A 13,711-nucleotide genomic window follows, 5' to 3' on the forward strand; every position below is an offset into this window, starting at 1 on the left:
GCGCGCCAATGTCACAGTCAAGCCTGGGCGCGCCGGTTCGACGCCACTGGTAGCTCGCCGTCAGCGAGCTGGGAACACGTTCGTCCCAACGAGTCCAGCTCCGCGCTGCCCAGCAGCGAGACGAAGTGCCTGCTGATCCCGCTGAGGTGGGTGTCCGCGGCCGACCGGAGCCGGTCGAGGCCGCGGTCGGTGAGCACTGCGACCACCCCCCGGCCGTCGCCGTCGGCCCGCTCGCGGCAGACCAGTCCGGCGCGTTCCAGGCGGTCGACCAGGCGGGTCACCCCGGAGCGGGAGAGCAGCACGGCTTCGGCCAGCTCGGTCATCCGCAGCTGGCGCTCCGGAGCCTCGGCGAGCTGGACGAGGACGTCGTAGGCGGCAAGGGACAGGCGCTGTTCGGTGATGAGCTCGGCTTCCAGCCATCGGGTGATGCGGGCGTGGGCGCGCAGGAACGCGCGCCAGGTCGCCAGCTCACTGCTGGTCGGTAATCGAGCCGTACCGGGGTCCGACACGATCCACCATGTTACGGAGAGCTGCAAACCGGTCGCGGAGTGCCCCGGCAATTCGGTCAAAAAAGTTGGCGGAGGCTGCCGGTGGGCAGGGGGGATCTGCCGCTGGACGTAGCATGGCCGGGTGACCCCTTCACGTGTCAGCCCTTCCGTCGACGCCATCCGCGAGGCCCTGTCCCACGTCCAGGACCCGGAGATCCGCAAACCGATCACCGAGCTGGGCATGGTCAAGGACGTCGAGGTGGGCGAGGACGGCTCGGTCGACGTCTCGATCTACCTGACGGTCGCGGGCTGCCCGCTCCGCGACAAGATCACCAGGGATGTCACGGAGGCGGTGTCCGCGGTCGCGGACGTCACCGGCGTGCGGGTGCACCTGGACGTGATGAGCGACGCCCAGCGCACCGAACTGCGCAAGAGCCTGCGCGGCGGCCAGGAGGAGCCGCGCATCCCGTTCGCCGAGCCGGGCTCGCTGACCAGGGTCTACTGCGTCGCCTCCGGCAAGGGCGGGGTCGGCAAGTCCAGCGTGACGGTGAACCTGGCCGCCGCGATGGCCGCCAAGGGCCTGTCCGTGGGCGTGGTCGACGCCGACATCTACGGCCACTCCATCCCGCGCATGCTGGGCGCCACCGGCAAGCCCACCCAGGTGGAAAAGATGATCATGCCGCCGTCCGCGCACGGCGTGAAGGTCATCTCCATCGGCATGTTCACCCCCGGCAACACCCCCGTGGTGTGGCGCGGCCCGATGCTGCACCGCGCCCTCCAGCAGTTCCTGGCCGACGTGTTCTGGGGCGACCTGGACGTGCTGCTGCTCGACCTGCCGCCGGGCACCGGCGACGTGGCCATCTCCATCGCCCAGCTGGTGCCCAACGCGGAGATCCTGGTGGTCACCACGCCGCAGCAGGCCGCGGCCGAGGTGGCCGAGCGGGCAGGCGCGATCTCGTTGCAGACCCGCCAGCGGGTGGCCGGCGTGATCGAGAACATGTCCTGGCTGGAGCTGCCCAACGGCGAGCGGATGGACATCTTCGGCACCGGCGGCGGCCAGATCGTGGCCGACTCGCTGAGCACCGTGATCGGTTCCCCGGTCCCGCTGCTGGGCCAGGTCCCGCTGGACCCTCGGCTGCGCGAGCAGGGCGACGCGGGCGAGCCGATCGTGCTGGCCGAACCGGAGGCCGCGGCCGCCAAGGTGCTGCTCGGCATCGCGGAGAAGCTGAGCGTCCGCTCCCGCGGCCTGTCCGGCCGTCTGCTCAGCGTCAGCCCGGCCGGCCGCTGACCGCCTCAGGCCCGGACGCGACTCAGGTGGCGTCCGGGTCGAACGGCGGGCGCTCGTTGTAACCGAGCGGCCGCTGCACCGGGGGCTGCACCACGGGAGCGCCCGCCGGGCTCGGCGCGTGGCCGTTGGGCTTGTGGTGGAAGTCGTCTTCCACGTCGTTGAGCAGGTGCTTGGTCACCGCGCGGCGCGGGTCGAAGTCGCGGATCTTGCGCAGGTCCTCCAGCGGCTTGCGGAACTCCTCGAACTCCGGGCCGATCTCGGACTTGAGCTGCTCCCGCGCGCCGGTGGCGTACTCGCGCACCTTGCGCAGGGTCTTGCCCAGCCAGGCCGCGGCCTCGGGCAGGCGTTCCGGGCCGAGGATGAACAGGCCGGCGACGATGAGCACGAGGATCTCGGCCCAGCCAATGCTCTCGAACACCACGCCCTCCTAGCTGTTCTCCGACGAGCCCAGACTAGTCGGACTTCAGCGTCACGTTGAGGGTCAACTGGCGGCCTTGCCTGGCCAGCAGCACCGGCACTGTGTCGCCGATCTTGTGCTGCTGCACCGCGACCAGCAGCTCGTCGGCGTTCTTCACGGTGCGCTCGCCCAGCTTCAGGATGACGTCGCCCTCCTGGATGCCCGCGGCGGCCGCCGAGCCGTTCTGCACCACGTTCTGCACCTGGGCGCCGCTGACGGTGGCGTTCATCACCGACTTGAGGTTCAGGCCGATGTCGGGGTGCTTGACCACGCCGCTGCGGATGAGCGCCTCGGCGATGCCCTTGGCGTCGTCGATCGGGATGGCGAAGCCGAGGCCGACCGAGCCGCCGCTGCGGGAGACGATGGCGGTGTTGATGCCGATCAGCGCGCCGGTGGAGTCGACCAGCGCGCCGCCGGAGTTGCCCTGGTTGATCGCGGCGTCGGTCTGCACCGCGTTGAACACCACGTCCTCGATCCGGAACGGGCGGTTCACCGCGGAGACGATGCCCTCGCTGACCGAGCCCGCCAGGCCGAGCGGGTTGCCGATGGCGATGACCTTGTCCCCGACCTGCAGGTCACCGGAGCGGCCGATCTGCGCCACGGTCAGGTTGGACACCTCGACCTTGAGCACGGCCAGGTCGTTCTTGGGGTCGCGGCCGACGATCCGGGCCGGCGCGCGCTGGCTGTCGTGGAAGACGACCTCGACCTTGGCGTTCTGCGCGTTGGCGGCCATCTCGACCACGTGGTTGTTGGTGATCACGTAGCCCTTGCCGTCGATCACCACGCCGGAGCCGAGGCCGCCGCTGTCGCCGAGGCGGACCTCGATGGAGACCACCGAGGGCAGCACCTTCTTGGCCAGGCTGGCCAGCGAGCCGGGTTCGCGCTCCTTGCCGGGGGCGACCTCGGCCAGGGTGATGTCCGGGTCGTTGAGCGGGTTCGCGCCCTCCGCGGTGAGCCTGCCGATGACCCCGCCGACCAGGCTGATCACCAGCACGAACCCGACCAGGCCGAGCAGCGCGGCCGGGGTCAGGCGCTTGCCGAAGGCCAGCTCACGCAGGCTGAGCCGGGGCCCGGGGCCGGTGATCCGGGGACCGGTGTCCGCGGGCCGCTCGGTAACCACGGTGGCAGGCGGGCCGAGCACGGCGCCTGCGGCCGGGTCGCGCCAGGCAGCGCCTTCCGGCTGGCCGTTGGCCGACCACAGCACCGGATCGGGCTCGGGCCGGGGGTCGGCGGGCTGTTCGCCGGGCGGGCGCTGGAGCAGCTCCGGGGAACCCTCCGGCCGGCCGAAGGCCTTGGTCAGCGCCTCCGGCGGGGGCGTGGCCAGGTGGATGCCGTTGCCGGGGGTCTCCGGACGGTGCGGGTCGAAGGCGCTGTCGACGCCGGCGGGGCGGCTGAACACGGCGGACTGCGCGGGGTCGACAGCGGGCCGGTGCAGCGGACGCGGTTCCAGCCGCGGCCGCTCATCCGCGCCGGGCTGACCAGGGCTGGACTGCTGCTCGCTCATCGTCGATGAGCCTGCCAAACCGGTGGTGAAGTCCTCGTACGAGGGGAGAAGTCTTGATCTACCGGCCGGTCAGCTGGGCTGGCACGCCCGCGGGGACCTGGCCGATGATGCCGCCCTGCGAGGGCGTCTGCTTGACCTCGGCGGTGGGCGCGGAGGCGGCTGGCACGGCCAGGGCGAGCGCGCCGAGCATGAAGCCGGAGACGACCATGCCCGCGCCGTTGCGCACCCGGCGGTTGCCGAGGCCGTAGCGGCGCTGGCCGCCGAAGGCCGGGCCCGCGCCGAAGGGGGTGCTGCCGCCCAGCACGGGGCCGGAGCCGAAACCGCTGGCCGGTCGCGCGGCCGCGGCGGCCCGCGCCGCGTTGGGCCGCTGCACGGTGACCAGCTGACCGTCCTCGGTGACCGCCAGCTCCTCCGGCATGGCAGGCAGCTCGACCTCCTGCGGGATCGCGCACAGGGAGGCCATCAGGCGGTGGGAGATGCCAGGGGTGCCCGCGGACCGGACCGCGGTCTGGGCGGAACGCTGTGCGGAGACCTCGGCCGCGCACCGTGGGCACTTGGCCACGTGCGCGGACGCTCGGTCATGGGCCACCGGCGACAGCTCTCCGTCGACGAACGCGACGATCGCGTCCGGGGTGAGGTGCTGTTCCGACCTGACCCAACCGCGCAGGTCCGTCATCCGTTCTCCTCCAGTGCCGCAGCGAGTTCGCGGTGCCGCTCCAGCGCCGCCTTCATTGCCTGCCGTCCCCGGTGGATCCGGCTGCGCACGGTGCCGAGCTTCACGCCCAGCGTCGCGCCGATCTCCTCGTAGGACAACCCCTCCACGTCGCAAAGAACAACAGCGGCGCGGAACTCCGGCGGGACCTCGTCCAGCGCGGCCTGCAACTCCGGGCTGAGGTGGGTCTCCTCGTACACCTCTTCCGGCGTGGGGCCGTCGTCGGCGATCCGGTCCTGGTCGTCGGGCAGGCCCTCCATCTTGACCCGCTGCTTGCGGCGGACCATGTCCAGGAACAGGTTGGTGGTGATCCGGTGCAGCCAGCCCTCGAAGGTGCCCGGCTTGTACGCGGTCAGGTGCCGGAAGACGCGGATGAACGTCTCCTGCGTCAGGTCCTCCGCGTCGTGCTGGTTGCCGGTGAGCCGGTAGGCCAGCCGGTAGACCCGGTCGGCGTGCTCCCGCACGACCTCGTCCCACGTGGGGACCTTCCACTCGGCCACCTCAGCCGGGACGGCGGTCGCCGTGCCGGTGGCCAGGCTTCTCTCCTGGGTACGCATCGTGCGGGTGGCACCTCCTGCGGGCGGTTCGCTCCGCCCTGTCGGATCAACGTGTCAGGGTTGGTCTTTAGTTCCCAGGACGCGCCACGGGCACTTCTGGTTCACCCCTCGACTTCTGTTCGACCTACTCTGTCCGAGGCCGGTGAGGGCGGGGTTAGAGCGAGCTGAGAGCAGCCTGAGAATCCTCCGGAACCGCCGTCCGGGTGTACTTGCCCACTGTGTCCTGCCCCGATGGGCGTTCGATACGGCGCGTACACCCACGCGGTGAGTGGCTGCCAGTAACCTTCCCGCTCGTGACACCGGAGACGCCGACCACCTCAGCTTCGGCCGTGCGGGACTACGTGGAGGACTACCTCGCCGAGGACGAGGTGCTCGCCGCGGCCAGGGCCCGCGGGCGCGAGCTGGGCTGCATGCCGATCGCGCCCAGCGGCGGCTCGGCGCTGCGCTTCCTCGCGGCCGCGCTGCAGGCCAGGGTGGTGGTGGAGATCGGCACCGGCGCCGGGGTGAGCGGGGTGTGGCTGCTCCGCGGCATGGCCGCCGACGGCGTGCTGACCTCGATCGACCTGGAGCCGGAGCACCAGCGGGCGGCGCGGCGGGCGTTCGTGGCCGCCGGGATCAGCCCCGGCCGGACCCGGCTGATCCTGGGCCAGGCCCTGGACGTGCTGCCCCGGCTCACCGACGGCGGCTACGACCTGGTGTTCGTGGACGCGGCCAAGGCCGAGTACCCGCGCTACCTGGAGGAGGGCGTGCGGCTGCTGCGCCCCGGCGGCGTGATCGCCTTCGACAACGCGCTCTGGCACGGCCGGGTGGTCGACCCCGCCTACAAGGACCCGGACACCAACGGCCTGCGCGAGGTGGCCAGGCTGGTCCGCGCGGACGAGCGCCTGGTCCCGGTGCTGCTGCCGCTGGGCGACGGGCTGCTGCTGGCCGCCAAGACTGGCTAGCCAAGACGGCCTAGTCGGCCCGTACGCCCTTGCCGAGCACCACGATGCCGCCCGCGCTGACCGTGTAGCGCTCGCGGTCGGCCGCCTGGCTGACGCCGATGCCCGCGCCCGGCGCGACCACCACGTTCTTGTCCAGGATCGCGCCGCGGACCATCGCGCCGCGGCCGATCCGGACGCCGGGCATGAGCACGCTGCCCTGCACCTGGGCGCCCGGCTCGATGATCACGTCCGAGCTGATCACCGAGTTGCTGACCAGGCCGGAGACGATCGAGCCCGGTCCGACGACGGACTCCTGCGCGGTGCCGCCCTGGACGAACTTGGCCGGGGCCAGCGGCGGGGTGGCGGTGCGGATCGGCCAGGCCTGGTTGTAGAGGTTGAACACCGGGTGGATGGACACCAGGTCCATGTGCGCGTCGTAGTAGGCGTCCAGGGTCCCGACGTCCCGCCAGTAGCCGCGGTCCCGGTCGGTGGCGCCCGGCACGTTGTTGTCGGCGAAGTCGTAGACCGCGGCCTGGTCCCGCTCGACCAGCATGGGGATGATGTCGCCGCCCATGTCGTGGTCGGAGTCCGGGTTGGCCGAGTCCTGGCGCAGCGCTTCCAGCAGGGTCTCGGTGCGGAAGATGTAGTTGCCCATCGAGGCGAAGGTCACCTCGGGGTCGTCCGGGGTGCCCGGCGGGTCGCTGGGCTTCTCCAGGAACCGGGTGATCTTGCCGCCGGCGTCGGCGTCGATGCAGCCGAAGGCCTTGGCCTCCGCGCGCGGCACCCTGATCCCGGCCACGGTGACGCCCGCGCCGGAGTCGACGTGCTGGCGGATCATCTGCGCCGGGTCCATCCGGTACACGTGGTCGGCGCCGAAGACCACGATGTGGTCCGGCCGCTCGTCGTGCACCAGGTTCAGCGACTGGTAGATCGCGTCCGCGCTGCCGGTGTACCAGCGCGGACCGAGCCGCTGCTGGGCCGGCACCGGGGTGATGTACTGCCCGAGCACGCTGGACAGCCGCCAGGTGGTGGAGATGTGCCGGTCCAGCGAGTGCGACTTGTACTGGGTGAGCACGCAGATCTGGGTCAGGCCCGCGTTCACCAGGTTGGACAGCACGAAGTCGATCAGGCGGTAGTTGCCGCCGAACGGCACCGCGGGTTTGGCTCGGTCCGCGGTCAGCGGGAACAGCCGCTTGCCTTCCCCGCCGGCGAGCACGATTCCGAGAACGTGCGGCTGGCCTCTCACGATCACCGACCCTATATGTGACGCCCTTCGCCGACTAGCCTCCCGAAGCGTGCGAGTTGCGTTGCTGACACGGGAATTTCCGCCGGAGGTCTACGGCGGGGCTGGTGTGCACGTCGGGTTCCTGACCCCGGAACTGCGGTCCCTGGTGGACGTTGACGTGCACTGCTTCGGCTCCGCGCGGCCGGATGTGGTCGCGCATTCCGCCCCACCGGGCCTGGAAAACGCCAACCCGGCGCTGAGCACGCTGGGCGTTGATCTGTCCATGGTGGACGCCATCGGCAACGTGCAGCTCGCGCACAGCCACACCTGGTACGCCAACATGGCCGGGCACCTGGCCAAGCTGCTGCACGGCATCCCGCACGTGGTCACCGCGCACTCGCTGGAGCCGCGCCGGCCGTGGAAGGCCGAGCAGCTCGGCGGCGGCTACCGCCTGTCCAGCTGGGTGGAGCGCACCGCCTACGCCGCCGCGGACGCGATCATCGCGGTCAGCGAGGGCATGCGCGCCGACGTGCTGGACTGCTACCCGGAGCTGGACCCGACCAGGGTGCACGTGGTGCGCAACGGCATCGACAGCCAGCGGTACCACCCGGTCACCGAGACCGGCGCGCTGGCGCGCTTCGGCATCGACCCGGACCGGCCCACGGTCGCCTTCGTCGGCCGGATCACCCGGCAGAAGGGCGTCGGGCACCTGGTCGCGGCCGCGCACCAGATCGACCCGGACGCGCAGCTGGTGCTGTGCGCGGGCGCGCCGGACACCCCGGAGATCGCCGAGGAGACCGCGGCCGCGGTGGCCGAGCTGTCCGCGGTCCGGTCCGGTGTGTTCTGGATCCAGCAGATGCTGCCACTGGAGGAGGTGCGGCAGGTGCTCTCGCACGCCAGCGTGTTCGTCTGCCCCTCGGTGTACGAGCCGCTGGGCATCGTGAACCTGGAGGCGATGGCCTGCGGCACCGCGGTGGTGGCCTCCGACGTCGGCGGCATCCCCGAGGTGGTGGAGGAGGGCGAGACCGGTCTGCTGGTGCACTACGAGGAGTCCGAGCCGACGGCCTTCCGGGCCGGCCTGGCCGCCGCGGTGAACGAGCTGCTGGCCGATCCCGGCCGCGCGCGGGCCATGGGCGAGGCCGGGCGGCGACGGGCGCGGACCGAGTTCTCCTGGGCCACGATGGCCGCGCAGACCGTGGACGTGTACCGATCCGTACTGGGCGAGGACTACGCCGAACGGTCGTGACGGTGATCACAGTTTGATCTTTCTGTAACCATACAACCCCGCAAGGCGATTCTGCGCCTTAGCCGGTAGAGGGACTTGATCTCCTATCGGAGGGGTTATTCGTGGCGTTGTGTGCCGACCTGGGCCGGAGCTCGGCCGTGCTGGCGGTGCTGCTGGTCAGCACCGCCTGCGGCGCGCAGCCCGAGCAGCCGAAGCCGGAGCCCGCGCCGGTTCCGGTGGACGTGGCCATCGGCGGCAAGCGGCTCAACGGCGGTCAGCACCTCCAGTCCGCGGCCGAGGCCTCCATCACCAGGGCGCTGGCCCAGCAGAAGGTGGCCAGGTCAGGGGACGGCAGCGTGCACTGCTGGTTCGCCAAGGTGGACCCGAACGTGCAAGCCCAGGGCGGCCGCGCGGTCGACGTCACCGACACGCTGTGGTGCGGCCCGGTGCAGGTGCCGGGCACCGGACCGGCGCCGGACTGGATCCCGGTGCCGCTGGCCCAGCGGGACGGCCAGTTCTCCGTCGGCGAGCCGAAGCTGCCCGAGCCGGGCACCTCCAGCACCCCGGCCACCGAGATGGTGCGGGTGGACGGCACGGTGGCCAAGCCGGGCGGCGAGGAGCAGCGCAGCGCCGGTCCCGGCTTCTTCGCGGTGGTCGCGGACAACGGCGGCAAGTCCAACGGCGACCTCGGCCTGATCCCGGCCGACGCGGTCCACCTCAGGGACGACTTCCTCACCGTGCGGGCCACCGGCTGGGGCAACCCGCAGCGGTTCACCCTGCCCGACGGGGGCGTGCTCAGCCCGGAGTCCGGCAGCAGGCTGGCCGTGCTGCGGCTGCACAGCGACCGGGTCAGCCAGCTGGAACAGGAGCTGACCGAGCTGAGCTGGACCAGGGGCGGGCCGCCGCGACCGGAGCTGGCGCTGGACCTGCCGGACGGCTGGCACGACGTGCCGGACTCGCAGCTGCCCCAGTTCGGCTCCTTCTTCCTGGTCTTCACCGTGCCGGTCAAGGACACCGGCCAGGCCGCGCCCCGGCTGGTGCTGCGCTCCAAGACCGGTCCCGGCCTGGAGCAGCAGGTCGACCTGCCCACCGGCAAGGCTGCCCACCCGCTGCCACCGGCGCTGCGCAGGGGCTCCGGCGCGGCGGCCCAGCTCAGCGCGAGCCAGGCGCTGACCTTCCAGCACGCGGGCAGCCCCGGCACCGCGAAGCTCACCGTGCAGGGCGTGCGCCTGGGCATGCAGCGGCCGGTGCTGGACAGCGCGGGCAGGCTCGACCTGGTGTCCGCGGCGCCGGGCAAGGCGCTGCTGGAGATCCGGCTCAAGGGCGAGGGCGGGCTGCCGGAGGCCCTCGGCGGGCCGAGCACCGCCGAGCACATCCAGGTCAAGCTGCCCGGCGGGGCGAAGGCGCCACTGAAGGGCGTGCGCTACGGCGGCGACGTCTTCCCGACCGCGCTGGTGGTGGAGGTGCCGCCGAACGTGCCCTCGGTGACGGTGTCCCTGGCCCCGGCCACGGTGACCCTGCCCAGCCGCGGCCCGTTCACCTTCGCCCCGGCCGAGCCGGCGATGACCCTGCCGTTGAACTTCTGAGCCGGTCGCTCCGCCCGCCAGGCCAGTCCGGCGGCCACCGCGGCGGCACCGGCGGCCAGCACCCAGCAGCAGGACATCGCGACCACGCCGAGCCAGCCGAAGGGCGCGTAGACCAGGCCGCCGAGGGTGCCGCCGACGCTGCTGCCCAGGTAGTAGCAGAGCAGGTAGATCGCCGAGGCCTGCCCGCGCGCGGCCGAGGGAGCGCGGGCGCCGACCCAGCCGCTGGCCACCGCGTGCACCGCGAAGAACGCGCCGGTGAGCACCACCAGGCCGATCACGATCAGCACCAGGTGGTCCGACAGGGTCAGCAGCAGTCCGGCCAGCACCAGCGAGACGCAGCACAGCAGCACCGGCAGCCGCCCGCGCCGGTCGGCCAGCCGTCCGGCCAGCGCCGAGGACGGGCCACCGGCGGCGTAGCAGAGGAAGACCAGCGCGACCACGGCCGGTGCGAGCAGGAACGGGGCCTGGGTGAGCCGGAAGGTGATCACGTTGTGCACCGCGACGAACACCCCGGTCATCAGCAGCGCCACCGCGTACGGGCCGTAGAGCACCGGATCGCGCAGCGCGGTGCGCACCCCGCCGAGCACCGCGGGCAGCCGCAGGCCCGGCCGTCCCGCGCGGGAGCTGGGCAGCAGCAGGATCGCCAGCAGGCCGCTGACCGAGGCCAGCGCGGCCGCCGCGGTCAGCCCGGCAGGCCAGCCGCCCCAGCCGGTGGCCAGGCCGGAGATCACCCGGCCGGACAGCCCGCCCAGTGAGTTGGCCCCGACGTAGCGGCCCATCGCCGTGCCCACCCGGCCCGGCTCGACCTCCTCGGCCAGGTAGGCCATGGCCACCGCGGGCAGTCCGGCCACCGCCAGCCCCTGCGCGGCGCGCAGCGCGAGCAGCGCGCCGAAGGACTCCGCCAGCGGGCAGAGCACCCCGATGCCGACCGCGGTGACCAGCGCGCCGATCATCACCGGCCGACGCCCCACCGCCTCGGACAGCATGGCCAGCGGCAGCACCCCGACGGCCAGCGCGAGGGTGGCCAGGGTGACGCTCAGCGAGGCCTGCGCCTCGGTCAGCCGGAAGCCCTCGGCGAGCACCGGCAGCACCGACTGCGGCGCGTAGAGCAGGGCGAACACCGTGAACCCGGCGGCGGCGACGCCGAGGGTCAGCCGGGTCTGCCGCCACCGCTCCGAGGTCATGGACCGACCGTAAGGAATCGTTTTCCCATACGTCCAATATCGGTATGTGCGAAAATCCATACCCTCATGGATGAGTCAACGGACGCGCTGCTCAGCGTGCTCGCCCCGCGGCTGGAGCTGCTGCGGGCGCTGGCCGAGCACCAGCACGTGACCAGGGCGGCCGAGTCACTCGGCGTGCCGCAGCCGACGGTGACCCGCTGGGTGGCCGAGCTCGGGCGCAAGCTGGGCGCGCCGCTGGTCACCAGGCAGGGCAGGGGCATCCGGCTGACCAGGGCCGGTCAGCTGCTGGCCGAGGCCGCGACCGAGGCGCTGGCCGCGCTGGAGGGCGGTTGCCGCCGGGCCGCGGAGGAGGTCGACCCGGAACGCGGGCTGGTGGCGCTGGGCTTCCTGCACGTCTTCGGCCGCTCGCTGGTGCCGGACCTGCTGCGCCGCTTCCGCGCCGAGCACCCCGGCATCCGGTTCAGCCTGGCCCAGGGCGCGCACGAGGTGGTGCTGGGCAAGCTGCTGCGCGGTGAGCTGGACCTGGTGCTCTCCGCGGCCCCGCCCAGCGGCTGGCCGGACCGGCTGCACCGGACGCCGATCCAGGACCAGCCGGTGGTCGCCGTGCTGCCGGAGCGGCACCGGCTGGCCGGTCGGCCGGAGATCGGCATCGCCGAACTGGCCGAGGACGAGTTCGTGCAGCTGGAACCCGGCTTCGGCCTGCGGCTGATCACCGACGAGCTGTGCGCGGCGGCCGGGTTCACGCCGAAGATCGCCTTCGAGGGCCAGGAGATCGAGACCCTGCGCGGCCTGGTCTCGGCCGGGCTGGGCGTGGCGCTGCTGCCGCCCGCGGACCGGCTGCCGCCGCCAGGGGTGGTCGAGCTGGAGCTGACACCCCGGCTGCGGCGGACCGTGGAGCTGGCCTGGCCCGCGGGTCAGCGACTGCCGCCCGCGGTCCGCGCCTTCCGTGCCTTCGTCTTACGGGATCAGGAGTAGCTGGCCGCCAGCTCCACCAAGGTGCGCGCGGCGAACCCGGTGGCGCCGATGCTGACCTCGTCGTAGGCCTTCTCCGCCCGGGCGGGGCCGGCGATGTCCAGGTGCGCCCAGGGCAGTCCGGCGGCGAACTCGCGCAGGAACAGCGCCGCGGTGATGCCGCCCGGTCCCGGCGGGCACTGCCGCAGGTCGGCGATCTCGCTGCGCACGTCCTCCTCGTGCGCCGCCAGCAGCGGCATCCGCCACCAGGCCTCGCCGACCCGCTCGCCCGCGCCGGTGATCCGCGCGGCCAGCTCCTCGTCGGTGGCGAACAGCCCGCCGGTGCGCACGCCGAGGGAGACCTTCATCGCGCCGGTCAGCGTGGCCACGTCGACCAGCAGGTCCGGCCGGTGCTCGGCCACGGCGTAGGCCAGCGCGTCGGCCAGCACCATCCGGCCCTCGGCGTCGGTGTTGGTGACCTCGGTGGTGGTGCCGCCGTAGTGCTTGACCACGTCGCCGGGCCGGTAGGCCGAGCCGGAGACGTGGTTCTCCGCGCAGGGCACCAGGCCGGTCACCCGCACCGGCAGCTTGAGCGCGGCGATGCCGAGCAGCGCGGCGATCACCGCGGCGCCACCGGACATGTCGGTGCGCATCAGGTGCATGCCGGCCGCGGGCTTGATCGAGATGCCGCCGGTGTCGAAGGTGATGCCCTTGCCGACGAGCACCAGGTGCGGGGAGTCGGTGGTGATTAGCTCCGGCCGCCAGGTCAGCTCGACGAACCTCGGCGGGCGGGAGGAGCCGCCGCCGACGGCGAGCACGCCGCCGAAGCCCTGGGCCGCCAGCCACTTCTCGTCCCGGACGGTCACCGTCAGCCCGTCCACGCCCTTGCCGAGCCGGGCCGCGGTGCCGGCCAGCCAGGCCGGGTCCTTGACGTCCGAGGGAGTGTTAGCAAGATCACGTGCGATCGAGGTCACCTTGGCGCGTTGCGCGGCCGCGGCGACCACGTCCGCCAGCTCCGGCGCGTCCACGCCCTCGGGCAGCAGCAGCTCGACCGCCTTGGGCGCGGGGGCCTGCTTGGCTCCGGTGACCTTGAACTTGTAGCCGCCCAGCGCGACCCCGGTGGTGAACGCGGCCACCCGCTCGGCGTCGACGTCCGAGGGCAGCAGCACCTGGAGCTGCTTGGCCGGGGTGCGGCCGTTCTCCTCATCCGCGGCGGCCCGCGCGTCGGCCGCCCGGAGGAGTGCGGCGCCCGCCGAACGCCAGTCCTTCACCGTGCCAGCGCCCAGTCCGAGCACCCAGGCCAGTCCGCCCTCCGCCCGCGGAACGATCTTGGTCTCGCCGGCCGCGCCGGTCAGCGCGAGGGCCTCGCGCCAGCCCTCCGGCAGGTCGAGGGAGTCCGCGCCAGTGCCGACCTCCGGACCCTGTTCGCCCTTGTGCGCCAACACGACCGTCGACGCGGCCTTGCGCCGTTTGCGCGCGATCGTGACTTCGGGCACCGGGCTGGGCGCGGTGGGCACCACGGATGGCACTGAAGGACCTCCAGGCATAGCTGCGGAGACGCGGGCGGCGGAGCTGAACCATCGCACACCGTCGGGTGAACGTAACAAGTCC

Annotated in this window: 12 protein-coding genes; 4 read left to right on the top strand and 8 right to left on the bottom strand. The window is 72.6% G+C overall.

The window, feature by feature from the left end; all coding sequences use genetic code 11:
* Nucleotides 1-17: 17 nt before the first annotated feature.
* Nucleotides 18-509, bottom strand: a complete 492-nt coding sequence (locus tag M8C13_RS14450) for a MarR family winged helix-turn-helix transcriptional regulator (RefSeq protein WP_252481087.1) — start codon at nucleotides 507-509, stop codon at nucleotides 18-20.
* 121 nt (nucleotides 510-630) lie between these two features.
* Here M8C13_RS14450 and M8C13_RS14455 point away from each other — a divergent pair, with 121 nt between their 5' ends.
* Nucleotides 631-1,776, top strand: coding sequence for an Mrp/NBP35 family ATP-binding protein (locus M8C13_RS14455; RefSeq protein ID WP_252481088.1), 1,146 nt, complete (start codon nucleotides 631-633; stop codon nucleotides 1,774-1,776).
* A 22-nt stretch (nucleotides 1,777-1,798) separates the two neighbouring features.
* On the opposite strand, the gene M8C13_RS14460 is transcribed toward M8C13_RS14455, so the two are convergent.
* From M8C13_RS14460 to sigE, 4 genes are read right to left on the bottom strand one after another with little or no spacing between them, the layout of a single operon-like run.
* Nucleotides 1,799-2,194 (bottom strand): sec-independent translocase, encoded by a 396-nt coding sequence (locus M8C13_RS14460; RefSeq protein WP_252481089.1) that lies wholly within the window; start codon nucleotides 2,192-2,194, stop codon nucleotides 1,799-1,801.
* 34 nt (nucleotides 2,195-2,228) lie between these two features.
* Entirely contained in the window at nucleotides 2,229-3,737 is a 1,509-nt protein-coding gene (locus M8C13_RS14465) for a S1C family serine protease (protein WP_252481090.1), read from the bottom strand.
* A gap of 58 nt (nucleotides 3,738-3,795) precedes the next feature.
* On the bottom strand, nucleotides 3,796-4,413 hold the full coding sequence (locus M8C13_RS14470; protein WP_252481091.1) for an anti-sigma factor: 618 nt from the start codon (nucleotides 4,411-4,413) through the stop codon (nucleotides 3,796-3,798).
* Nucleotides 4,410-5,006 (bottom strand): RNA polymerase sigma factor SigE, encoded by a 597-nt coding sequence (gene sigE / locus M8C13_RS14475; protein WP_252481092.1) that lies wholly within the window; start codon nucleotides 5,004-5,006, stop codon nucleotides 4,410-4,412. The genes M8C13_RS14470 and sigE overlap by 4 nt, the downstream gene beginning before the upstream one ends.
* Nucleotides 5,007-5,299: 293 nt before the next feature.
* Between sigE and M8C13_RS14480 the strand changes: the two genes are divergently transcribed.
* Complete coding sequence (locus tag M8C13_RS14480; RefSeq protein ID WP_252481093.1) at nucleotides 5,300-5,950, top strand: O-methyltransferase; 651 nt, start codon at nucleotides 5,300-5,302, stop codon at nucleotides 5,948-5,950.
* A 10-nt stretch (nucleotides 5,951-5,960) separates the two neighbouring features.
* Here the strand turns inward: M8C13_RS14480 and glgC are convergent, their stop codons facing one another.
* Complete coding sequence (glgC, locus tag M8C13_RS14485; RefSeq protein ID WP_252481094.1) at nucleotides 5,961-7,175, bottom strand: glucose-1-phosphate adenylyltransferase; 1,215 nt, start codon at nucleotides 7,173-7,175, stop codon at nucleotides 5,961-5,963.
* Between the two features lie 13 nt (nucleotides 7,176-7,188).
* On the opposite strand from glgC, the gene glgA reads away from it, so the two are divergent.
* Nucleotides 7,189-8,400 (top strand): glycogen synthase, encoded by a 1,212-nt coding sequence (gene glgA / locus M8C13_RS14490; RefSeq protein WP_308202802.1) that lies wholly within the window; start codon nucleotides 7,189-7,191, stop codon nucleotides 8,398-8,400.
* 1,402 nt (nucleotides 8,401-9,802) lie between these two features.
* Here glgA and M8C13_RS14495 read toward each other — a convergent pair.
* Nucleotides 9,803-11,149 (bottom strand): MFS transporter, encoded by a 1,347-nt coding sequence (locus tag M8C13_RS14495; protein ID WP_252481096.1) that lies wholly within the window; start codon nucleotides 11,147-11,149, stop codon nucleotides 9,803-9,805.
* Between the two features lie 66 nt (nucleotides 11,150-11,215).
* On the opposite strand from M8C13_RS14495, the gene M8C13_RS14500 reads away from it, so the two are divergent.
* Nucleotides 11,216-12,124 carry a LysR family transcriptional regulator gene (locus M8C13_RS14500; protein WP_252481097.1) on the top strand — a complete coding sequence of 303 codons (909 nt, stop codon included), beginning with the start codon at nucleotides 11,216-11,218 and terminating at the stop codon, nucleotides 12,122-12,124.
* Here the strand turns inward: M8C13_RS14500 and M8C13_RS14505 are convergent.
* Entirely contained in the window at nucleotides 12,115-13,647 is a 1,533-nt protein-coding gene (locus tag M8C13_RS14505) for a leucyl aminopeptidase (RefSeq protein ID WP_252481098.1), read from the bottom strand. The genes M8C13_RS14500 and M8C13_RS14505 overlap by 10 nt on opposite strands.
* Between the last annotated feature and the right edge of the window lie 64 nt (nucleotides 13,648-13,711).

The sequence above is a fragment of the Crossiella sp. SN42 genome (assembly GCF_023897065.1).
Lineage (GTDB): Bacteria > Actinomycetota > Actinomycetes > Mycobacteriales > Pseudonocardiaceae > Crossiella.

Excerpts from the sequence above, each read along its gene's own strand:
- M8C13_RS14505 (WP_252481098.1), bottom strand. The coding sequence starts at position 13,647 with ATGCCTGGAGGTCCTTCAGTGCCATCCGTGGTGCCCACCGCGCCCAGC.
- M8C13_RS14500 (WP_252481097.1), top strand. The coding sequence starts at position 11,216 with ATGGATGAGTCAACGGACGCGCTGCTCAGCGTGCTCGCCCCGCGGCTG.
- M8C13_RS14470 (WP_252481091.1), bottom strand. The coding sequence starts at position 4,413 with ATGACGGACCTGCGCGGTTGGGTCAGGTCGGAACAGCACCTCACCCCG.
- M8C13_RS14465 (WP_252481090.1), bottom strand. The coding sequence starts at position 3,737 with ATGAGCGAGCAGCAGTCCAGCCCTGGTCAGCCCGGCGCGGATGAGCGG.
- sigE (WP_252481092.1), bottom strand. The coding sequence starts at position 5,006 with ATGCGTACCCAGGAGAGAAGCCTGGCCACCGGCACGGCGACCGCCGTC.
- M8C13_RS14495 (WP_252481096.1), bottom strand. The coding sequence starts at position 11,149 with ATGACCTCGGAGCGGTGGCGGCAGACCCGGCTGACCCTCGGCGTCGCC.